General features: G+C 71.0%; 25 protein-coding genes. 10 read left to right on the forward strand and 15 right to left on the reverse strand.

The window, feature by feature from the left end:
* Positions 1-449, reverse strand: a 449-nt coding sequence (locus MN205_RS01740; RefSeq protein WP_242123725.1) for a hypothetical protein, incomplete at its 3' end; no start/stop codon positions are given.
* Positions 450-648: 199 nt separating this feature from the next.
* Between MN205_RS01740 and MN205_RS01745 the strand changes: the two genes are divergently transcribed.
* The gene (locus MN205_RS01745) at positions 649-897 is read left to right on the forward strand and encodes a hypothetical protein (RefSeq protein ID WP_242123727.1); all 249 of its coding nucleotides are present in this window, start codon (positions 649-651) and stop codon (positions 895-897) included.
* Between the two features lie 119 nt (positions 898-1,016).
* On the opposite strand, the gene MN205_RS01750 is transcribed toward MN205_RS01745, so the two are convergent.
* Entirely contained in the window at positions 1,017-1,451 is a 435-nt protein-coding gene (locus MN205_RS01750; protein WP_242123729.1) for a hypothetical protein, read from the reverse strand.
* Positions 1,452-1,973: 522 nt separating this feature from the next.
* On the opposite strand from MN205_RS01750, the gene MN205_RS01755 reads away from it, so the two are divergent.
* From MN205_RS01755 to MN205_RS01765, 3 genes are all read left to right on the forward strand, one after another.
* The gene (locus MN205_RS01755) at positions 1,974-3,092 is read left to right on the forward strand and encodes an IS30 family transposase (RefSeq protein WP_374115807.1); all 1,119 of its coding nucleotides are present in this window, start codon (positions 1,974-1,976) and stop codon (positions 3,090-3,092) included.
* 112 nt (positions 3,093-3,204) lie between these two features.
* Complete coding sequence (locus MN205_RS01760) at positions 3,205-3,612, forward strand: hypothetical protein (protein ID WP_242123733.1); 408 nt, start codon at positions 3,205-3,207, stop codon at positions 3,610-3,612.
* A gap of 138 nt (positions 3,613-3,750) precedes the next feature.
* Positions 3,751-4,005 (forward strand): hypothetical protein, encoded by a 255-nt coding sequence (locus MN205_RS01765; protein ID WP_242123734.1) that lies wholly within the window; start codon positions 3,751-3,753, stop codon positions 4,003-4,005.
* 143 nt (positions 4,006-4,148) lie between these two features.
* On the opposite strand, the gene MN205_RS01770 is transcribed toward MN205_RS01765, so the two are convergent.
* The 5 genes from MN205_RS01770 to MN205_RS01790 all read right to left on the reverse strand — a co-directional run bounded on the left by MN205_RS01770 (position 4,149) and on the right by MN205_RS01790 (position 9,220).
* On the reverse strand, positions 4,149-5,027 hold the full coding sequence (locus tag MN205_RS01770; RefSeq protein ID WP_242123736.1) for a hypothetical protein: 879 nt from the start codon (positions 5,025-5,027) through the stop codon (positions 4,149-4,151).
* A gap of 87 nt (positions 5,028-5,114) precedes the next feature.
* A complete protein-coding gene (locus MN205_RS01775) occupies positions 5,115-5,525 on the reverse strand; it encodes a VOC family protein (protein WP_242123738.1) in 411 nt (136 codons plus the stop codon).
* Positions 5,526-5,691: 166 nt separating this feature from the next.
* Positions 5,692-6,924 carry a hypothetical protein gene (locus MN205_RS01780; protein WP_242123740.1) on the reverse strand — a complete coding sequence of 411 codons (1,233 nt, stop codon included), beginning with the start codon at positions 6,922-6,924 and terminating at the stop codon, positions 5,692-5,694.
* Positions 6,921-7,820 carry a dihydrodipicolinate synthase family protein gene (locus tag MN205_RS01785; protein WP_242730024.1) on the reverse strand — a complete coding sequence of 300 codons (900 nt, stop codon included), beginning with the start codon at positions 7,818-7,820 and terminating at the stop codon, positions 6,921-6,923. Before MN205_RS01785 ends, MN205_RS01780 begins: the two co-directional genes overlap by 4 nt.
* Before the next feature lie 2 nt (positions 7,821-7,822).
* Positions 7,823-9,220: an aminotransferase class I/II-fold pyridoxal phosphate-dependent enzyme gene (locus MN205_RS01790; RefSeq protein WP_242123744.1), complete on the reverse strand. Its 1,398-nt coding sequence runs from the start codon at positions 9,218-9,220 to the stop codon at positions 7,823-7,825.
* 273 nt (positions 9,221-9,493) lie between these two features.
* Here MN205_RS01790 and MN205_RS01795 point away from each other — a divergent pair, with 273 nt between their 5' ends.
* Positions 9,494-9,925 carry a hypothetical protein gene (locus tag MN205_RS01795; protein WP_242123746.1) on the forward strand — a complete coding sequence of 144 codons (432 nt, stop codon included), beginning with the start codon at positions 9,494-9,496 and terminating at the stop codon, positions 9,923-9,925.
* 114 nt (positions 9,926-10,039) lie between these two features.
* On the opposite strand, the gene MN205_RS01800 is transcribed toward MN205_RS01795, so the two are convergent.
* Both MN205_RS01800 and MN205_RS01805 read right to left on the reverse strand, forming a co-directional pair.
* Positions 10,040-10,864 (reverse strand): hypothetical protein, encoded by an 825-nt coding sequence (locus tag MN205_RS01800; RefSeq protein ID WP_242123749.1) that lies wholly within the window; start codon positions 10,862-10,864, stop codon positions 10,040-10,042.
* A gap of 71 nt (positions 10,865-10,935) precedes the next feature.
* Positions 10,936-11,841 (reverse strand): tyrosine-type recombinase/integrase, encoded by a 906-nt coding sequence (locus MN205_RS01805; RefSeq protein ID WP_242123750.1) that lies wholly within the window; start codon positions 11,839-11,841, stop codon positions 10,936-10,938.
* A 226-nt stretch (positions 11,842-12,067) separates the two neighbouring features.
* Between MN205_RS01805 and MN205_RS01810 the strand changes: the two genes are divergently transcribed.
* The gene (locus MN205_RS01810) at positions 12,068-12,598 is read left to right on the forward strand and encodes a hypothetical protein (RefSeq protein ID WP_242123752.1); all 531 of its coding nucleotides are present in this window, start codon (positions 12,068-12,070) and stop codon (positions 12,596-12,598) included.
* A gap of 328 nt (positions 12,599-12,926) precedes the next feature.
* On the opposite strand, the gene MN205_RS01815 is transcribed toward MN205_RS01810, so the two are convergent.
* The 3 genes from MN205_RS01815 to MN205_RS01825 all read right to left on the reverse strand — a co-directional run bounded on the left by MN205_RS01815 (position 12,927) and on the right by MN205_RS01825 (position 15,071).
* A complete protein-coding gene (locus MN205_RS01815) occupies positions 12,927-13,124 on the reverse strand; it encodes a hypothetical protein (RefSeq protein WP_242123754.1) in 198 nt (65 codons plus the stop codon).
* Between the two features lie 316 nt (positions 13,125-13,440).
* On the reverse strand, positions 13,441-13,848 hold the full coding sequence (locus tag MN205_RS01820; RefSeq protein WP_242123756.1) for a hypothetical protein: 408 nt from the start codon (positions 13,846-13,848) through the stop codon (positions 13,441-13,443).
* Positions 13,849-13,907: 59 nt separating this feature from the next.
* The gene (locus tag MN205_RS01825) at positions 13,908-15,071 is read right to left on the reverse strand and encodes a S9 family peptidase (protein ID WP_242123757.1); all 1,164 of its coding nucleotides are present in this window, start codon (positions 15,069-15,071) and stop codon (positions 13,908-13,910) included.
* 151 nt (positions 15,072-15,222) lie between these two features.
* On the opposite strand from MN205_RS01825, the gene MN205_RS01830 reads away from it, so the two are divergent.
* Both MN205_RS01830 and MN205_RS01835 read left to right on the forward strand, forming a co-directional pair.
* Positions 15,223-16,167, forward strand: a complete 945-nt coding sequence (locus MN205_RS01830; RefSeq protein ID WP_242123759.1) for a LysR family transcriptional regulator — start codon at positions 15,223-15,225, stop codon at positions 16,165-16,167.
* A 405-nt stretch (positions 16,168-16,572) separates the two neighbouring features.
* A complete protein-coding gene (locus MN205_RS01835) occupies positions 16,573-16,842 on the forward strand; it encodes a hypothetical protein (protein ID WP_242123761.1) in 270 nt (89 codons plus the stop codon).
* A 102-nt stretch (positions 16,843-16,944) separates the two neighbouring features.
* Here the strand turns inward: MN205_RS01835 and MN205_RS01840 are convergent, their stop codons facing one another.
* Both MN205_RS01840 and MN205_RS01845 read right to left on the reverse strand, forming a co-directional pair.
* Positions 16,945-17,499 carry a helix-turn-helix domain-containing protein gene (locus MN205_RS01840; RefSeq protein WP_242123763.1) on the reverse strand — a complete coding sequence of 185 codons (555 nt, stop codon included), beginning with the start codon at positions 17,497-17,499 and terminating at the stop codon, positions 16,945-16,947.
* Positions 17,500-17,742: 243 nt separating this feature from the next.
* Entirely contained in the window at positions 17,743-18,192 is a 450-nt protein-coding gene (locus MN205_RS01845; RefSeq protein ID WP_242123765.1) for an Lrp/AsnC family transcriptional regulator, read from the reverse strand.
* Positions 18,193-18,263: 71 nt separating this feature from the next.
* Here MN205_RS01845 and MN205_RS01850 point away from each other — a divergent pair, with 71 nt between their 5' ends.
* A complete protein-coding gene (locus MN205_RS01850) occupies positions 18,264-19,001 on the forward strand; it encodes an AzlC family ABC transporter permease (RefSeq protein ID WP_242123768.1) in 738 nt (245 codons plus the stop codon).
* Position 19,002: 1 nt separating this feature from the next.
* Positions 19,003-19,326 (forward strand): AzlD domain-containing protein, encoded by a 324-nt coding sequence (locus MN205_RS01855; RefSeq protein ID WP_242123772.1) that lies wholly within the window; start codon positions 19,003-19,005, stop codon positions 19,324-19,326.
* A 139-nt stretch (positions 19,327-19,465) separates the two neighbouring features.
* Here the strand turns inward: MN205_RS01855 and MN205_RS01860 are convergent, their stop codons facing one another.
* Entirely contained in the window at positions 19,466-20,287 is an 822-nt protein-coding gene (locus MN205_RS01860) for a sugar phosphate isomerase/epimerase (RefSeq protein ID WP_242123770.1), read from the reverse strand.
* Between the last annotated feature and the right edge of the window lie 71 nt (positions 20,288-20,358).

Here is a 20,358-nt window from a genome sequence, read left to right on the forward strand (position 1 = left end):
ATGGAGGGCCACAGGCGGATGCGCCATTCGTCTCCGGGCGTGGTGGAGCCTGGCCAGCCGCGGGTGATGAAGCGCCGACCGGTGATGAGCGCGTGGTACTCCCCGCTGGGCACGGGCAGCTGGGTGCCTTCCAGGGTCGGGGACTGGTAGTAGAGGCCGTACTCGCTGACGCTGAGGTGTGCTTCGTAGGCTTCTTGCCAGTCCTGCAGGTCATCCTCAGCCGGCGCGCTCCAGCGCTCCAGCGTCAAGGGCATCTCGAAGTTGTTCTGGTGCGGGCAGGTGATGACCAGGCAATGGCGCTCCTGAGCGATGTGGTCGCCCTTGAGGGCTCGCTGCAGCAGAGCCTCGGTGTCGAGGTCGTCGCTCCAGTAGTCGGTCCACAGGTCGAACTGGCCGTAGTCCATGGCCACGACGACGTTGTGTGAGTCGGTGAGGTGAGCTTGATCCACATCTGCACTGTGGCATGCCCGCCCGCCTCGCATCGGGTGATGCAAGTGATCGCCGCGCTCAGCGATCGCTCGCTTTTCGACAGAACCGTAAAGTCGCCAACCATGATCGCGCCCGGAAGGCGGGATGGGCTCGCGTGGTGTGCCGAGGAGTCGAGTCGATCGCGCCCACGAGCTCCTGCTCATCGGCGAGGATGCTCAGGTGAGCGATGAGGCCGGTACGGCGGAGTGGGTCGAGGAGGAGGAGTTGCCCCTGGGCAACCCCTACCTGGGGCGCTTGAGGTTCGCTGCTGCCCTCGCGCTGATCCTCGGCGGCTTCCTGGTGCCCATCGGTCTGGGGTCGCAGTGGTGGCCCGGTGCCGTGCTGGGCGCTGTGGTGATCGTGTGGGCTGGGGCGGCTGCCCTGGCGTACTGGATCTTGGGTGCCCTGCTGTGGAGCCGGGGCGGCTGATCCTTCGTGATTGCCCCTCGTGTCACAGGGGGTAGCGACGTCGGCGGCGGCTCGCCTGAAGGCGGCCGGTCGAGCGCACAACGCGGGATGACCGTGAGGTCGGTCAAGACGCATGCCGCTCAGGACTGCGGAAGGGTGTAGCGCGCGATCCGTCGCTGCCCCCACCCGAAGCGGCTCTCAGCGATCCAGTCCTCGAGGTGGTCGGCCAGACGCTGCGCGCACTCCTGGGCAGTCAGTGGGGAATGTTGCTCGCCGTCAGGATCGCCCCCGTGCCAGGAAGGTGATGTCAGCAGGTCTTCGAACTCCTCCCCGGCGGCGGCCACGCTGATCCAGACGTCGCCGGGGTCGCCATCGATGCCCCAGTGGATCGTGACCCGCTCCAGCTCCGCGTCGCTCAGCAGCGAGGTCACCACAGGCAGGGCCACGGTGCGCTTGAGCGTCCGGAGGTGCTCGTCCTGGGCGTCGGTGACATCGCCGGGCCGGGCGTGGGTAGGTCCGCCGGACGCGCCGAAGGTGAGCGTCAGCTTGCTGGAGTACGCCGATCCTTCGTCCACGGTTCGCACGGTAGGTGGGCAGCGATCTCGCACTCAAGGCGGGATGACCGGGCGCCCCTCGCTGGGACATGAGTGCGCGACTCACTCGCCTACCCGGTACACCTCCTCATGCCAGCACACGAGCCACGTCACCACCTAGAAGGCCGCTGGGACCGGCGTACTGACCCGACTGATCCACGCCGAGGCACCTCCGTCCGGCTCAGCCGCCAGCCACTGCACGGCCGCGAACAGGAGCCGGATCATGCAGCAGTCCCAACGGTCTGCTGCGGCAGTACCTGCCGCGCACGCTGGACTTCCGCGCACTGACCCAAGCGGACCTGGATGCGATCGCCGCTCAGCTGAACGGTCGGCCTCGACAGACGCTGGGCTTCAGGACACCATCGCAGGCGTTGGCCGAGGTGTTGCACTGACCGCCTGAGCCCGCAGCGGTGGTCTCAAGGGGTGAGCGCAACACTTCCCTGATCAAGGTGAGGGGAAGGGGCTGCCGTGCCGCACGGGGACTTCGAGAAGCTGACACCGTTGATGATCGAGGCGCTGTGGCAGCGTCTGCGTACCGGCATGGCCGCCAAGCCCGCCGCCAGGTCGCTGGGCCTGGGGATGAGCACGGTGCGCTCGTACCTGATCCGCTGCGGCGGCATTCGCCCCGCCCCTCGAGCGCGTGGTGCAGGCAAGTTGAGCCTGGCCGAACGGGAGGAGATCTCCCGCGGCCTTGCCGCGAAGGAGTCGTTGCGCGCGATCGCCCGCCGCTTGGGGCGGGCACCTTCGACGATCAGCCGGGAAGTCGCGGCCAACGGTGGTCGGCGCCACTACCGGGCGCTGAGGGCTGATGAGCGGGCCTGGGCGAGGGCGAGCCGGGCCAAGCGGTGCAAGCTGGCCGGCAACGAGCGACTGGCTCAGCTCGTGGCGGCCAAGCTGCTCAAGCGGTGGTCGCCGCAGCAGATCGCCGGCTGGCTCAAATCCGTCTTCCCCGACGATGAGGGCATGCAGGTCAGCCACGAGAGCATCTACCGCCCCTTGTTCGTGCAAGCGCGTGGGGCGCTGCGCAAGGAGCTGACGCAGTACCTGCGCACCGGCCGGGTTCTGCGCCGCCCGAAGGGTGCTCGTCTGCCTGATGGGCGCGGGGCTCGGCCGGGAACGGTGCGCATCTGCGAACGCCCCGTCGAGGCAGAAGATCGGGCGGTGCCGGGGCACTGGGAAGGCGATCTGGTCTTCGGCAAGGGTATGAGCCCGGTCGTGACCCTGGTGGAGCGCTCGACCCGTTTCGTGATGCTGGTGGCTCTGCCAGAAGGGCATCACCGCGCCGACGCGGTGGCCGATGCGCTCAGCGCGGCGGTGAGCACGCTGCCGACCCAGCTGGCGAAGTCGCTGACCTGGGACCTGGGGCACGAGATGGCTCAGCACGCACGCTTCAGCGCGGCCACGGGCATGCAGGTGTACTTCTGCGACCCGAAGTCGCCCTGGCAGCGCGGGTCGAACGAGAACACGAACGGCTTGTTGCGTTATTACCTGCCCCGATCGCTGGACTTCCGGACGCTGACGCAAGCCGATTTCGATGCCATCGCTGCGGAGTTGAACGAGCGGTCTCGACAGACCCTTGGCTTTCGGTCACCCTCGCAGGTGCTGGCGGAGGTGTTGCGTTGACCGCCTGAGCCCACAGCCATGAGCGGGTGGTCGGGGGCCTTGCGCCGGGTGGCCGCCCTCCGTCATCCCCGGCACGACCCCCGGTGTACGACACCTCGGTACGGTCGTGGTCATGACGGACGAGCACTTCGACGCCCTGTGGAACCGGGCCTGCGAGTGGGACGCACCAGCTATCAGGACCCACCGCGGAGATGAGGCGCTGCACGTCGCGCTGACCTTCCACGGCAGCGTCATGAACGGCGGACTGCTCAATGCGGTGGAGAGCTACGGCGAGGACCGCGAGTACCCCCTACCCCGGGTGCTGCAGGCCTACCGCTTCCTGGGCCTGGAGGACGTCGCCTCGGTCATCGAGCAGGTACGCCAGGAGCACGAAGTCCTGGCGGCCGCCGACGACGAGACGCGCACAGACGTTCCCGAGGAGCGCATCGATGCCTCCTACCCCCTCGACGACGAAGCCCTCAGTGCCGCAGCCCGCGCCGCGGCGGAGGCATCTCCGCAGAGCTTCGCCCCGATCAGCTGAGAACTGCCCCGGGCCAACTCTGAACCGGGGCACCGCTCGCTCTTCGGCATTGTGTGGGTGCACCGCTGGCCTCCTTGATCGCGCCCGCAGCGCGCCATGACCGTGAGGTCCTTGCTCAGCCCGCCTAGGGTGGGGCAGGTGATTGGTGGATCCCGCGAGGACAGCCGTTCGACGCGCCACGCTCGCCCGGTTCCCCAGATCGGTGTTCTGCAGGCCGTGGTTGCCGGTGTGCTGGCGGGTCTGCTCATCTCCCTCTTTCGCGACCTGCTCCCCGAGTCGCGGTTGCTGTCGATCGTCCTTGGAAGCGCTTGCGCACTCGTCCTCTACCTGGTGGTGGGTGCTGTGCTGCGCACGGCACGTCGACGTCGATCAGGTGCTGGCGCTAGCGACTGAGCACTTCCTCTGTCCGCACGCGGCCCGGGACGGGTCCCGTCTGTTGACGGGCTGCTGCTGCGTCTCGGGGTTGGCCCGATCGCACCCGCTCCGCGCCATGAGCGCGCAGTCGAGGCAGCTGTCGGCCCCGTAGGGAGAGCGCGCTACCTGCGGCGCAGGTCGGGCCTGCGCACCTCGCGCCACGTCACCGACAGTTCCGCGCTGCTGTCGCCGCGTCGGAAGCCGACCTCTTCCAGGGCGGGTCGCGCAACCGGGTCGCCCAGGGTGCTGGAGACGGACTGCGCGCCGGCTTCGACGGCCTCGCGCACCGCGTGGTAGGCCAGCGCAGCGCTCACGGTGCCCGGGGTGCCGGGCACGACCTGGAGGACCTCAAGGCGGGCCGGTCCGGATCGTTCGCCGGCCACGCCGGCGGGTGCACGAGCCACGACGGCGTGGCCGACGTACGGCTCGCCGCGTGCGTTGTTCACGTAGGCGTGCAGCCAGGTGAGCAGACGACCATCGGTCAGCAGGCGACGGGCGGTGCTGACGTCGAGGCCGACATCGGCCAGGTGCGCGCCGTCGTCACCGCCGGGTCCGAGGTAGAGGGGGCCGACGTAGTACCCCTCGGGCGGGGATTTCTCGGCTGCGCCTGGGCTGCTCAGGAAGGTCGCGTCACCGACTTGGGTGCGCCTTGCCCACTGCACCAGCCCGGTGTCGAGGTCCTCCGCCAGCGAGATGACGACCTCCTCGGCCCAGCTCTGCAGCGAGTGCACGGACGAGGCGGCGTGCACGCCCGGTGGGGGCGGCCCGGCCGGGCCGGGCACCAGGGGTACGGCGATGGCGTACAGGTGCGGGTCCTGCCGCCAGCGCAGGAGCACGACCACGTGCTCGTGCTCACGGGTGCTGTCCGGGTGCGGGGGCTCGCCGGCCAGGGCGGGGCGGACGTCGAGGCCGGTGAAGCCGTCGGTGACCGCGCCGTCGTCGAGGAGCCGCTCGCGCAGGGCTTGGACGACGGCCTCGCGAGGCCAGGGGACGTTCGCCATCTCTGCACCCTGGCACGACCGCGCGACAGCACCACCGCGCATGGCCAGCGGGATGACCGCGCGGACGGCGGGATGACCGTGAGGTCGTCAGGCCGATGCTGAGGGTTCCTCGGCCACCAGTTCGACCTCGAAGCCGGCGTCGTCTTCGAGGAAGGCGGCGTAGTGCTGCGGCCCACCGGCGTGAGGGTGCAGGTCAGCGAAGAGCAACCGCCACCCGTGCTGCGGTGCCTCGTTGGTGAGGGTGTCGACGTCTGCTCTGCTGCCAGCCCACAGGGCGAGGTGGTTCATGCCGCTTCGTAGTCGCTCGGAGCGGCCGCGGACGTGGTCGGTTCCAGATTCCAGCACCACGTACGCCTCCTCGAGGGACCAGGTGCAGCCGGTGGCCCAGGTGTCCGTGCAGGAGTAGCCGAGCTGCTGCAGCAGCCAGGGCCACGGCCCCTCGGTGGCGGTGGCGTCGTCTCTCCACAGCTCCAGGTGGTGCAAGTGACCTCGCTTCACGGCGCCATCCTGACGCCTCGCACTGCACACCATCCGCGGGATGACCGTGACGTCGCCCAGTGCGAGAGATCTCGTCCATGGCCTGAGCTCTGGGATCGAACGCGGGTAGGCAACCGGATCTGCCGGGCTAGAAGGATCAGCGGGGTCAACCTACGACGGTGGACACCTATCGACTGCTCCGCGTTTGGTGACGATGATCCAGAACGGCGGCGCCGGCCGCCGCGGAGATGACGACCGCGCCCAGAGCGGCGGGCAGGTGCACGGCGTGGGCGATGACGGCGCCGGCGGCGGCGGTTCCGGTCGAGCCGGCAGTGATCTTCAGTGCTCCGACCCAGACGAACGTCTGCCCCCGCACCGCCGGGGGTGCGTACTCACTGCGGGCGGCCAGGGTCGTAGCGAAGAAGAAGGCGTTCAGGACCCCGGCCAGGGTGTAGGTGGCCGCGGCGACCCAGACGGTGGAGGCGAGGGCGACGCCGGCCAGAGCGACCGCGACGGCGAGGGCCAGGACGGGCAGGGCCCGGTCGGCGTCACCCCGCAACGGTCGAACCATTACGGCGACCGAGCCGGCGAGGTTGCCCACCCCGTAGACGGCGGTGAGGAGACCTGCGGTGGAAGGGGCTATCCCGAACCGGTCGGTGCCGGCGACGGCGGCAATGGGTAGGACCGCCACCGAAGCGGCCACAACCATCGTCAGGTACAGCGTGCGCCGCAGGGCTCCGGTCGTGGCGATGATCTTGAGGGTGGCCAGCGGTCGGGGCACAACGCCGGCGGCTGCGGGTGGGGGCGCGTGGGGCAGCAGCCGCACCAGCACCGCGGCCACCACCGTCCCGGCGGCCAGGACCAGAGCGGCCACGGTGGGGGTGGACCAGCCCGAGACCACGGCCACGATGCTCGGGCCGATGGTGCCGCCCAGGCCGTAGGTCGCCACGTCCCACCCCTGCGCCCGCCGCTGCGCGACCTGGCCGGGGCCGGCGATCGCCGGGAGGCGGGAGCTGATTCCCCCGGTGAGCAGGGGGCCGGTCAGGCCGGTGGCGATCAGCAGCAGAGCGGTCAGCGCGGTGGGGACGTGGGGGTGGAGCAGGACCGCCGCGGTCAGGGTGGCGCCGTGGGCCACGCACGCCAGCGACAGCACGGTGCGCCCGTCGCGGGCCACGTCGAGGCTGCGGGCCAGGAAGGGGCCGAACAGGTGCGGGAAGGTGATGCAGGCCCCCAACAGCCCGGCCACCCAGCCCGGCCCACCGGTGGCGGTGACCAGCAGGACCACGGCGACGACCCCGCCCCCGTCGGCGCTGCGAGCCAGGGTCGCAGCGCCGACGTAACGAGCCAGCGCACCGGCTTTGCCCGGTGGGGCAGGACCGTCGTGGGCGGCTGCGACGGTGCGGGGTGCGGGTGCGTTCACGGTGCGGGGTGCAGGTCGAGCTGTTCGAGCACCTCGGCGACTTCCAGCCGGTCGGCCGCGTTCAGGCCTCGCAGGGGCAGGGGCAGGCAGGACCGCTGCGCCAGGCCGAGGTGCTCGGCGATGGCGGCGGTGACCCGCAGGCTGCCGTAGCGGGTGAACAGGTCCCACAGCGGCTGCAGCCGGGCCGAGTGGGCCAGGGCTGCCTCGCCGTCGCCGGAGCGGGCGGCGCGGGTGATGTCCAGCGCGGGGTGCGGGAGGGTTCCGGCGATGACGGAGTACCAGATCCCGCAGCCGGCGTTCAGGCCTCTCGCTGCGGCGGCGTCGCCGGAGATGCCGACGCTGACGTGGCCGGGCAGCAGAGCGTGCAGAGCGGCGACGCGTTCGGCGGCGGCCTGCGGGTCGGCGGGCAGGGCGGGGATCTTGATGGAGGCCACGCGAGGCAGTTCGGCAATGCGGGCGTACAGCTCGTCGCTGAAGGTGAAGTGGGTGGTGCCGGGGTTGTCGTAGACGACCAGCGGCACGGCCAGGTTGGCCGTGACGTCGCGGTAGAGGCCGTAGACGTCATCGTCGGTGTGCTGCTGGTAGGTCAGGGGGGCCAGCAGCACCGCCGCGGCGCCGGCGTCCTGGGCGTCTTCGATGAGGGCGTGGACGTGGCGGGTGCGCAGGGCGCCGACCCCGACGAACACCGGGACGTCACCGGCGTGCTCGATGGCGATGCGGGTGGCCGCGGCCCGCTCCTGGTCGGAGAGGTAGGCGTAGGAGCCGGTGGAGCCCAGGACGGTGATGGAATCCACCTCCGCCTCGGCCAGCCGGTCGATCAGGGCGGCGAGAGCGGCTTCGTCCAGCCGGTCCTCGCGCAAGGGGGTCAGGGGGAAGGCGCTCAGGCCGGTGAACAGGGTCACGGTCGGTTCCTCTGCGGGGTGGGAAGGGTGTCCAGGGTGTGCAGGTCGGCGGCGAAGGCCACGGCGTGCTCGGGGGTCAAGGTGGCGGTGGTGACCCGCAGCGCCGGGGCCGGGTGTGGCCGGGCCGAGAAGGCGGATCCGGCGCGCACGGCCCAGCCCCGCCGGGCGAGGCCGTCGACCACGACGGCTTCGGTGGTGCGCAGCGGGATCCAGAGGTTCAGCCCGTCCGTGGCGGGGAACACCTCGACGCCCCGTTCGGCCAGGGCCGCGGTGAGGTGGTCGCGGCGCTGGCCGTAGAGGTCGCGGGCGCGGGCGCACACCGCCTCGTGATCGGGAGCGGTCAGCAGGGCGGAGGTGGTGTGCTGCAGGAGGTGGCTGACCCAGGTGGGCCGGCCCAGGCGGTGCTGGATCCGTTCGACGGTGCCGGTGTCGGCGTGCAAGACCGCTACGCGCAGGTCGGGGCCGAGGAACTTCGAGACCGAGCGCACCAGCGCCCACCGCCGCGCCGTGGCCGGGATCACAGGGTGGTGCGCGGTGGTGGCGATCTGGGAGAAGTGGTCGTCGTCGATGACCAGCACGTCGGGATGAGCGGCGAGCAGGTCGCGCAGGGCGGCGGCCCGGGCCGCGGTGAGGCTGGCGCCGGTGGGGTTGTGGGCCCGGGAGGTGCAGATGACCGCGCGAGCTCCGGCCGCCAGCGCCTTCGCCAGGGAGTCCACGACCATGCCCTCGGCGTCGACGTCCACGCTGCAGGGCCGGTAGCCCCCGGCGGCGAGGGTGCCCACGGAGAGGAAGAACCCCGGGTCCTCCACCGCCACGGCGTCCCCGCGGACCAGGTGGGCGGCCAGCAGCCGCTCCACGGCGTCCACCGCGCCGCCGGTCACGCTCAGCCGACCAGCGTCGGGACGGGGCGGGACCGGCGACGTCACCGGGGCCGGGGCCGATGTCGGGGCTGGAGCCGACGTCGACGTCGACGGCTCCGGCCAGGTCGTCACCATCGTCGACTCCGCCCAGGACCGCAGCCGGTCCTCGACCGGCTCGGTCCCGTACAGGACGGGGCGGTAGCCGGTCAGGGCGTTCGACCAGTCCGGCAGCAGGAGCGGATCCGGGTTGCCCGAGGCCAGGTTCACCACCGCCGCGCTGGAGGGAGCAGCACCTTCCCCCTGCACGCTCGGCAGGCCCAGCACGGTGGTTCCCGCGCGCCCGCGCGCCTCGACGACCCCGGCGGCGGCGAGCTGGGCGTAGGCGGTGGCGACGGTGTTGCGGTTCACGCCGAGGTCGGCGGCCAGGGCCCGGATGGGCGGCAGGACCGCCCCGACGTCCAGCTCGCCCTGGCGGATCAGAGTGCGGACGGAGTCCACGACCTCAGCTGCGGTTCGCCCCTGGATGACCGACACCACGCCACCGTAGCATTTGTCCTAGGACAAATGAGGCGGGTTCTCGTCTGCAAATTGCGACGTGCTTAGGTTCTCGCGATCATGCGCTCTTCGACAGATCCGGACGGTCAGCGACGTCCACGACAGCGGGATGACCGTGCGTGTCTACGCCGCGTCCAGCGATCAGGGTCTGGTTCAGGGATGACCCCGATGACGCTGCCTGCTCCCACTACGAAGATGGGCATTGACGGGGCAGGAGCCGTTAAGCCCCACCTACCCGCCGGAGGACTCCTGGTGCCCGACCGCTTCGACCTCTCGACGCCCTCCGACCTGGAAATCTCCCTCGGCCTGGCCTCGAAGTGGTGCAAGACCACGAACCCGGACCGGGTCCCCGCTCAGCACTGCGAGCACCTGAACCTGGCGCGCGAGTGGCTGACCCAGCAGCACCCGGTGGTGCAGCAGTGGCTGGCCGGGACGCTGCGCACGCTCGACGACTCCTCCGAGTCCTTCCCTACGGAGATGGAGCATCTACCCGCTAATCAGGCGGTGAGTGCCCTCGGTGAGGTCATCGCTGAGGTCGAGGCCGACGTAGTGCGGCTGGCTCGTTGCAACGACACGGTCCACTCCCTGCCGGCTGGCGGGCGCGTCATGGGTCTCGACTTCGCTCGGCACGTGGTGCGGGTGGCTTGCTGCGCCACGATCGACCGGGGATGGCCTTGGGGGTGAGCGCTGCGGTGGGGAGGCAACAACGTCCTGAGCCCGCAGGCATGTGCGGTCGTCGCCGGCGGCCATGACCGCGCACCATCCGCGGCATGACCGCGCGTGGCTCTGCGCCCGGGGTCAGGTGTTGAGGTGGTCGGCGAAGGCTGACAGGTCGTCGTCCTCGTGGACGGGCCACGCCTCCAGTGCCGGTGCGGCGAGGACGGCGTCGATCAGGTCGACCGGGCCGGCGATGAGAGTGGAGTCGAAGTCGATCTCGGTGGCCAGACACCACGAACGGTCAGCCGGCCACAGCAGGTTCGGTGACTGCGGGTCGAACCAGTCGTCGGTGACCTGATCCCCCATGCCGAGGGCGGCGTGCAGGGGGCCGGTGAACAGCAGGTACTCCCGCCCCGGCAGCGACAGCCGGGAAGCGTTCAGGGCCTGCTCGAGCACGTCGGGCGTGGCCGCGCGGGGCGGCGCCGGCGACTGGGGGCCGCCCGCTGAGGAGAAGGTCAGGAAGGCGCTGCCGCCGGTGAGCCAGCCCCACCCCTCCCACAGCGCGTGGTGGCAGTCCTGCTCGCCGGTGAAGGGGGCCAGGACGTCCAGCAGCGGGCCCAGCGCCTGCGGCAGGAGGATGCCCCGCCGGACCTGGACCTCATCCCAGCGGCCTTCGCGGGAAAGGACGACTTCCCTGCCGGAGCGCGGTGGCGGGGCGGGGGTGGTGATGGCTTCCCACTGCATCAGGGCGTGCGGGGTGCGGCCGGTGCGGGCGCAGACGCCGGCCCACGTGGTCGGCCCAGCCTGGTCGCCGGCGTCGGGTTCGACCGGGTGCAGGATGCGGGCGTAGGCGGGGTAGCCGCGAGGGACGGTGCGGCAGACCGCGCCGAAGTCGCCGCACAGGCGCGGGGCGATCCAGTCACCGACGGCGGGGTCGGCTGCTGCCTGCAGGCCTTCCATGCTCATCGAGTCATCGTGCCTGCCGTGATCAGGCGCCACCAGAGACAGGGCGGACATCGTCAGATGCTTGAAGTCGGTCAGGTGCCGGAGGCCATGTAGGCGGCGAGGATGTAGTTGGGGTGCCGGTCCAGCGTGGTCCTGGCGCGGTCGTAGCGCATGGTGGTGCGGGGGTCGGCGTGGCGGGCGGCGATTTGGACGTCGCGCAGGTCCACGCCGGCGTCGAGCATGGTGGTGACGTAGGTGTGGCGCAGCATGTGCGGGTGCATCCGCGGCAGGCGGATGCGGGCGTCGTCGGCGAGGTGCCTGAGCCTTCGGGTGGCGGAGTGCCGGTCCAGGCGGCCGCCGCGGGTGTTCAGCAGCAGCGGGCCGGCTACTCGGTCGCTGATGGCGCGGTCCACGGCTCGGCCCACCGCCGGCGCCAGCGGGACGAGGACGATCTTGTGGCCCTTGCCCACCACGCGCAGGACGCGGTGGCCGTGCTCCTCGCCGAGGTCGGTGATGTCCAGGGCGCAGGCCTCGAAGATGCGCAGGCCCAGTAGCCCGAGCAGGCACACCAGGGCGAAGTCACACGGGTTGGTCGAGTCCCGGGAGGTGGCGAGCATCGCTTCGAGCTGCAGGTGGGACAGGCCCAGGGTTGGTGACTCCGGGGGCACGTTGGGGCGGCGGACGTAGTCGGCCGGTGAGTGCTCGAGGACGGCGTCGATGACGCAGGTGCGGTAGAAGCCGACGACCACTGACATGCGGCGAGAGACGGTGGAGGCGGCGAAGTGCTGGGTCTCCTGCATCCACCGCACGTACAGCTCGATGTGCGGGCGCCGGGCGGCCAGCGGGTTCAGGCCGCGCAGTTGGCACCAGGTGAGGTAGGCGCGAAGGTTGGACTCGGCGTGGCGCCGGGTCTCGCCGCGGTAGCGGGCCAGGTAGGCGGCGATGGCCAGGCGTAGGGGGTCGGTGCGCCAGGTGCCGTCGCCGAGGGCGATGGGCAACGAAGTGGGAGGAGGGTCGGAAGGCAGGGTCATGCTCGAGCGTGCCCTCGCGGCTGCGGCCTGCGCGAGACACCGGCTGTGGCGGTGCAGGCATCAGATGCCCCGCTGGAGCAGCGACAAAGGCGATCCACGATGCTGACGCGATGCCCGCCGCAACCGTCAGCCCTTCACGCCCGGGGGACCCGTCGGTGGAGTCGCCGGCACGGTCGTCGGTGCGGGGGACGTGGTGAGCGTGCACGTCTTCGTCGATGAGACGAAGGCGAACGGGCTACTGGTCGCCGCGGCCCGGGTGCAGCCGCGTCAGCTGGCTCCGACCCGCACGCTGCTGCGGGGGTTGCTGCTGGCGCGTCAGGAGCGGCTGCACTTCACCAAGGAGGGCAAGGCCCGCCAGGGGCAGATCGCGGCAGCGTTGTGCACCAGCGGGGTCGTGGTCGACCTCTACGACGCCCGCGCCGTGCTGGATCAGCGCCTGGCCCGCCGGCTCGTGCTGGAGCAGCTGGTCGCTGACCTGGCGGTAGTGGGAGCGCACCGGCTGGTGCTGGAGCAGGACGACTCCCTCATCGCCAGCGACCGGCGCACCCTGCGCGCCGCGGTGCACCAGGCGGGGGTGGTCGATGAGCTGGTCTACGAGCACCTGCCGCCCCGTTCGGAGCCGCTGCTGTGGATCGCGGACGCGGTGGCGTGGTGCTGGACCCACGGCGGCCTGTGGCAGGACCGGGTCCGGCCGATCATCGGGCAGGTTCAGCGGTTGCGGTGAGCGGGCCGGCGACGTCGCGATGACGCGGCGGGTGCTGGGGCGGGTCTGACTCACCGATCTGGGCCCAGGCAGCGCGAAGCCCGGCTCACCCACCGTCCGGAAGGCTGCCGGGCCCACTTCGCACCCCTACAGGGATGCGCACCCGGTCAGTATCGGCGCCGACCGCGACGGACACAAGCCGCCTGTCTCGCCCCACGTTGACAGACAGGGGGCCGGGCCCCCCACTGCACCTCACGGGAAGGCGCAGGAGATGCGATGACCGTGCGGCGCGCCCTGACCGCCTCACGGCCGGGTGCCTGTCGCCGCGGCACGGCCCTGGCTGCGGGAGCTAACGCCCCCACACCCACAGCAAGACGGCGATGATCAGCAGGGGGCCGAGGGTGCTGGCGAGGATCATCCAGGTGCGCTGCGGTCCTGCCTGCGGGTCGTGCTCGCGCTGGAAGGGGGCGAACTGGTTGCCGCTGGTGAAGGGCATCGGGTCCGGACCTCGCTGGCGCTGCACGTCGCGGTCGTCGGGCTCAGCCATCACGGTTTCTCCTGGCTCGGGTCGAGCCAGCCTGGCACACGCCCCGAGCCGGAGCGCGCAGCTCGATCGTGCGGTGGAGGTGGTGGCGTCGCCGCGGGCGTGTACCCGGCACCGCAGAGAGGACATCTGGCTCTCGACACGAGCGGGCGCCGACGCTTGTTCATGATCGAGCCCGGCCAGCGGGATGACCGTGAAGTCGCTGAACCGGCACTCGTGACCCGAACGGCCGTTCTTGACCTTCGCAATCGCGTTCGTTCCGGTACTACGACCGAGGGTGAGTGGCCCTCGGCGGGTAGCTCGCTGCTGTCGTCTTCCCTCAAACCTTCAGCAGTGGTGGTCGCTGCCTGGCGTGGACGGCGCGGTTGAGGGGGATGCGGCCGATGAGGGTGGGCAGGACACCGGCAGCGATGATGGCGACCGGCCCCCAGCCGGTGCGCAACACGGCGATGGCCAGCAGCCCGGTGACCAGACTGATGCAGTTGAAACCCACCGCAGCGACGTAGCCTGCGGACGTGCTCTCGCTGACGGCTGAGCGGTGCTGCCAGGCTCGGACACTGCGGTAGCTCATGACCAGGGACAGGACGAGCAGGGCCAGGAACACCACGTCGAGGACGACGGCGTTGCGTCCCCGCCCGACCCACAGGACCCCGGCGAGGGTGACGCTCATCAGGACGGTCCCCACCGCGTGCGTGCCGATGAGGACGGGGTATCGGAACGCGGCCAAGCCTGCGGCTAGGGCCACGGTGGCGGCGGTGGCGTGGATGGTAATCAGGACAGCGTGCATCAGGTGGCCTTCCGAGAAGCGCTGCGGAGAACAGTGCTGAGGCGAACAGCGGTCAAGCGGTGGGTCGCCCGGTGGAGCCCACAGCGCGACGCGGCGACGACGGTGAGCCCGAGCCCGGTGAGCAGCGACAGGTTCGCGCCGTGCAGCAGCACGGCAGTGGTAGGTGACGGGTCCGGCATGGCCACCACCGGCACACCCTGGCTGACCGCGGTGTCGAAGGAGCGTTTCTGGTCGGGGTTGTGCATCCAGCTGCCGGCGCGCTCGGCCGCCGCGGGGCTGGTGGTGAGGTCGTGCCCGACACCGGCCAGCACGGCGATCGCGGGGGCCGTCGGCAGCTTCTGCACCAGGGTCGCCACGGCGGTGTTGATCGGTACGGTCGCGTCCTCGGCGCCGAAGATCGCCAGCACCGGCTGGCGCACCTGCGCGAGGGGCGGCGTGTAGGTGGTGTAGTCGAAGACGTGACGTCCGAGCGCCAGCTGTGGCGTGACGAGCCGGCGCAGGGCGCCTAGACCGTGCTCGTGCAGGAACCGGGCGAGGGTGTGCTCCAGCTGCTGGCCAGGGGTGACGGTCGGGGCGGAGGCCATCACCACGAACGCGATCGCCGGGTCCGCGGCGGCGGCCGAAGCGACCACCCAGCCGCCTTCGCTGATGCCCCACACGCCCACGCGGGCCGGGTCGACGCCGGACCGCTGCCGCAGGACGGCTGCGGCAGCGGCGGCATCGCGCCCCAGCGCGGCGTAGTCGCGGGAGAAGGGCGTGTAGACGCTCAGGTCCTTGTCGTAGGTCAGCACCGCGATGCCGCGGCGGGCGAAGGCGGTCGCGACGTGGGCCAGCGAGGCGCGAGAGCCCGCACCACTGCCGGCGACGAGGACCACGCCAGGCACCGCCCCGCCCGTCTCGGGCTGCAGCACCGTGGCCGCGAGTGCTCCTGCAGCGGTGGGGATCGTGGTCTCGGTGGAGCGGTGGAGCAAGTCCTCCTGCGCGGTGGGACCGTGGAGCTGACGCTGGAGCAGAGGCGTGGTCGGCGTGGCCGGTGTGCTCGGCGCGATCGGCGCGATCGGCGTGGCCGCCAGCACGGACGCTGCGGGAGCGCTGAGCAGTGCGGCGCCCTGCAGGGCGAGGGCCAGCACGATGAGGACGGTGCTGGCGCGGGTGCTCCTCACGAGGGCACCGCAGGTGCTGCGGTTGCTGTGGTTGCCGTGGTCGCTGCGGGCTTCCCGATCACGCGCTCGAGTAGACCGAGCGAGGGCGAGGTGGGTCCAACAACTCCTCCCATCGTTGACAACCGGTGGTTGTCGTGCGTTCCTTCGTGGGGTGGACATCGACACCGGGCTGCTGCGTGCGCTGGTCGTCCTGGCCGAGGAGTCGCACTTCGGTCGCGCAGCCGCCCGACTGGACCTCACCCAGCAGGCGCTGTCCAAGCGCATCAAACGGTTGGAGACCGAGGTGGGTGCGCTGCTGGTGGATCGAGCCGACCGGCGCCGGATCCGCCTGACCGCGGCGGGGCAGCATGCTCTTCCCACCGCGCGCGAGGTCCTCGCCGCGGTGGACCGTCTAGACCTCGCTCGAGGACGCGCCGGACGTCTTCGCGTCGACGTGATGAGCACCGACCTCGCCACGACGGCCTGGGTGCGTCAGGCCACCCGCACGCATGACCTGCCGCTCGACGTGGTGCACCGGCCGGTGGAGACGACAGCCGAGCACCTGCTGCGTTCGGGCGGCGCTGACTTCGCCTTCGGCCGCTCCGGCGCCATGCCCTCCCCGTGGCCCACCGGCATTGATCAACGGTTGGTACTGCTGGAGCCCCTCGCCGTCCTCGTCCCCGAACGCCACCGGTGGGCTCAGCTCGAGGAGCTCGCGCTAGAGCAGCTGTCCGGGCAGCACCTGTGGTTCCCGATGGCTGCAGCGCCGCTGGAGTGGCGCAGCTACACCAGCGAGCTGTGCCTGCTCGCCGGCATCGACTTGGACACCACCGGCTCCACCTTCGGCTTCCAGCAGTGGGCTGAGGACGTCACCGCTGGCGTCTGCGCGCCCTCGATCATCGGCGAAGCCATGCGCACGCCCGACCCGCGGATGCGCACCGTTCCCATCGTGAACCCCACCCCGGTCTTCCCCTGGTCGCTGCTGTGGCGCGATGAGCTGCCCGCCGACACCGTCTCGGCGGTCCTGGCCGGAATGGGCTTCGCGGCGCCGGCGCCTCGTCCGGGGCCCGAGGTTTGGGTGCCAGCAGCTGACCGGGCGTTCCTCGAGCTGGATTGAGTCACCCCTGAAGACGAGCAGCGAGAGCCGGACCGGACCGCGGCTCGACGCGGAGTCCGACTTCAGTGCCTGGCGTTGGATCCGTGCTGCCGATCGCTGCTAGGGCCTGGTCGAGCGCCAGTCGCAGCATCGCCGACGTCGACACTGGGTAATCCTCGCACCCAGCGCGCACCCGGACATCGACAAGAGCGCGAAGTCGTCGAGCACCCGGACGGCGGGATGAGCGGAAGATCGCGGTGACGTGGTCGAGGCTCTCCGTGCGTGACCTCAGGGTCTGGTCAGGGTGATCCCTGATGCCCGGGAAGCTGCGCAGTCGTGATCCTTAATCCATCGGGTTGGAGCAGCTCAGGAGGTGCACATCGTGGCGCAGGCAGCCATGAGCACCTCCTCGCGGAGGAGGATCGCGTGACCAGTGCCGATGAGTGGATCCAGCAGCAGGCCAACCCGGGAGGTCGCGGGATTCCGGTGACGGCCGAGACCCTTGCCGAGTTGCTGGTGCGGGTCTCCATGTACGGCCTCGCGGTGCGCGATGACGAGGAAGATGTCATGGGCTTCGCGTGGGGGCACGTCTCGACGCTGGTCAACAAGCTGGGTGAGGCCGCTGGCCTCGAACCCGATGCGGTGTATGCCGTGTACCGCGCCGAGGTCGCCAGGCTCGGGCTGCCTGTGGGGTGAGGGCCTGCGTCATGGCCGACCGGACGGCGGGATGAGCGTGAAGTAGCTGCTGGCATCTTCAAGCGATCACGAAGTCGTGGAAGGTGGGTGGCGACGGACGTTCTACCCGTCGCCGGTGGCGTTGTCGACGGCGCTGTCGGTGGTGCTGTCGACGGCGGTGGGTGGTGGTCCGGTTCGTGTGGTCCCGGCGGTGGGCAGGTAGCGCCCGATGAGCATGGTCCCGGGTCCGGCTCGTCCTCCCGGGCCGGGCACCGCGACGACGTCGTCGGCGTGCACCTGCTGCCCGCAGTGCGAGCAGTGCACCTGCGGGGTGAAGGGGTGCGCGCAGTCGCGGTGCTCGAAGGCGATGGGGGGTCCTTCCGGCGGTGTGGCCCAGCGATCGCCCCACGCCGTCAGCACCATCAGCACCGGCACCAGTTCGCGCCCGGCCGCGGTGAGCACGTACCGGTCCCGCGGCGGGTGCTCCTGGTAGCGCTCGCGCTGGACGACACCGCCGGCGATGAGGGTCTGCAGGCGGGTGGTGAGCAGGTTGCGCGAGATGCCCAGATCGCGCACGAGGTCCTCGAAGCGATCCACCCCCAGGTGCAGGTCGCGCAGGATCAGGGGCGACCACCAGTCGCCGACGACCTGCAGGGACTGGGCCAGGGAGCAGTGCATCTGGGCGAAGCTGGTCTGGCGGGTCTTCGGATCTGCGGGTGGGAAGGCGTGCCTGACTGCCGGCGGGTCGCCTTCGACTTCGCGGTCATGTCGAAGTGCGGACGGGTCGCAGGTATTGACCTCCTACTTCCGCTGCTCCCTCGCGCCATGGGGGCCGTGTGCACGCCCGTTCCCGGGGGTGGAGACGGGAAGGGTTCCCGGGGGTGGAGACGGGAAGGGTTCCCGGGGGTGGAGACGGGAAGGTCAGACCTGGCCCTTGAGCAGCTTCATGGTCTGGTGGGAGTTGACCCGCGAGACCGCCGGCAGGCGGGTGAGCTTCTCCATCAGGAACCGCTCGTACGCGGCGACGTCGGCGACAACGATGCGGACGAAGTAGTCCGGACTGCCGAACACCTTGCGCGCCTCGACGACCTCGTCGAAGGCGACGATCGCCTCCTCGAAGTCGACGACCGTCTCAGCGTGCGTGCTGCTGACCTCAACGGAGGCGGTCACCTCCAAGGAGCGCCCCAGGGCCAGCGGGTCGATGACCGCGCGGTACCCGGCGATCACGCCCTCGCCCTCCAGGCGCCGCACCCGGCGCAGGCACGGCGCCGGGGTCAAGCCCACGTGGTCCGCCAGGTCCACGTTGCTCAGCCGCCCGTCCCGACTCAATGCATCGATAATTGCCCAATCTGTGTCATCCAGGTGCCTCATATTGCTAACGATAGGATTTGAGTGTGCACATCGGCAATCGTGAAACGCCGTGATTGGCCTAGCGTTGCGCCATGGATGCAACACCCCTCGATCCGCACCCCGGTGGGCGGCTGAGCCGCCGCCATACCCGCGCCGAGGTGCTCTGCGGGGTGCGCACCGCACTGCCCGCGGCCATCGCGATCGTGCCCATGGGCATCGCTCTGGGCGTCCTGGTCTCACAGTCACCCCTGCCGTGGTGGGCGGCGACCCTCTTCGCGTCGGTGGTGTTCGCCGGCACCTTGGAGTTCCTGCTCCTCGGCCTGGTCGTCGCCGTCGCACCCCTGGGCCTGGTCGCCCTGACCTCGCTGCTGGTCAACTTCCGGCACGTCTTCTACGCGCTGTCCTTCCCGCTGCAGCAGATCCGCGGGGCGGGGTGGCGCACGATGAGCACCTTCATCCTCTGCGACGAGGCGTGGGCGCTCACCTCGCAGCCGGACGCGCAGCGGTGGTCCGCGCCCCGGATCCTGGCCCTGCAGGCCGTCTTCTACGTCAACTGGGTGCTGAGCGCGACGCTGGGGGCTCTGGCGGGGAGGCTGATCCCGCCCGGGGTGGTCGGACTCGACTTCGCCGTGACCGCGTTCTTCCTCATCCTCACCCTGGACGCCTTCCGCGCCCGCCGCTCGGTCCCGATCCCTGTGGTCGCGCTCGGTTGCTCGCTCACCTTCGCCGTCCTGGCCGGGGACAGCATGATCCTGCCGGCCATGTGCACCTTCGTGCTCCTGCTGCTCACCGCTCACGGCTGGACCCGCCGCAAGGAGCGTCGTGCCTGAGATGAGCCACCTGCTCGCCGTCGTCGCGGTCGCCGCAGCGATTACCTGGGCGCTGCGCGCTGCACCCTTCGCCCTGCTGGCTCCGCTGCGCGAGAGCTCACTGCTGCCCTACCTGGCTCAACGGATGCCTGTCGGCATCCTGGTGATCCTGACCGTGTTCTCCCTGCGACACGTCGACCTCCTCGCCGCCGCCAGCGTCGTCCCGGCCGCTGCAGGGCTCGTGCTCACCACCCTCGTCCACCTGTGGCGGCAGAACATGGCCCTCAGTCTCATCGTGGGAAGCGGGACCTACATCGGGCTAATGTCCACCGTCTTCAACCTCTAGCCCCGGTGCGACGCGCACGGAGGCACCATCCGGTCATCCCGCTGTCGTGGACGTCGACGACGTCGCGGTCACGGCTCCCCCGATCCGCGCGGTCGTCGCCGAGCGGCCACGTCCGAAACGCGGCCGTTCAGTCGAGCGCTCAGCTGAGGAGGTCCTCCACGATCGCGCGCTGGACGGCCAGCCCCGCCCACTCGTCGTCGCCGACCGCGTCGTAGACCAGGGCCAGCGGACCGCTGTACCCGGCGTCGAGGATCGAGGACAGGCTCTCGCGGTAGTCCACCTCGTCGACGTCGCCCCCGTCCCAGTGCGCCTTGGCGTGGCAGGTCTCCGCGTAGGGGGCGACCTCGGCCAGGTCGGCGTACTTGCCCGGACCGCTCCAGTTCCCCAGGTCCACCAGCAGTCCCACCGCCCCCTCGAGGGGGTCGAGGACAGCCCGCACGTCCGCGGCGTCGCGCGTCACGTCACCCCAGTTCTCGGTGACGACGCGCAGGTCCCCGGCACGGGCGGCGATGCGCCCCAGCGCCGCGGAGCTGTCGGCTTGCGCGGTGCCGGTGCGGGTCTGGCCGGCCACCACTCGGATCCGGGTGGCTCCCAGAGCGGTGGCGTCGGCGAGGTAGGAGGAGATCCACGCCTCCTCGCGCGCGGCCTCGCTCGGGTGGGTCAGGTCACCGTCGTCCACCAGCAACGCGTCCAGCACGACACCGGCCTCGGCCAGCGCCGCGCGCAGTTCGGCGAGGTAGCCGGCGTCGCGGTGCGGGAGGTGGAAGTGGCACACCTGCACCGTGCGGTAGCCGTGGTCGCGCAGCGCCGCGGGCAGCTCGAGCAGCGGCAGCCCGGCGGGTTCGGTGGTGGTTCCGGCCCGGAAGCGGCCCAGGGTGCGGTCCAGGGACCAGGCGTGGACCGCCGCGGCCCGCAGCAGGTCGTGGCCGGGGCCGGGATTGGTGTCATCGCTGACCGTCATGTCCCCAGCATCCCGCACGCGCACCTCCCCGCCCTCGGCCGGACCTCACGCCCCCGGGCATCGCGGTCATG

The organism is Kineococcus sp. TRM81007, from assembly GCF_022669155.1.
Classification (GTDB): domain Bacteria; phylum Actinomycetota; class Actinomycetes; order Actinomycetales; family Kineococcaceae; genus Kineococcus.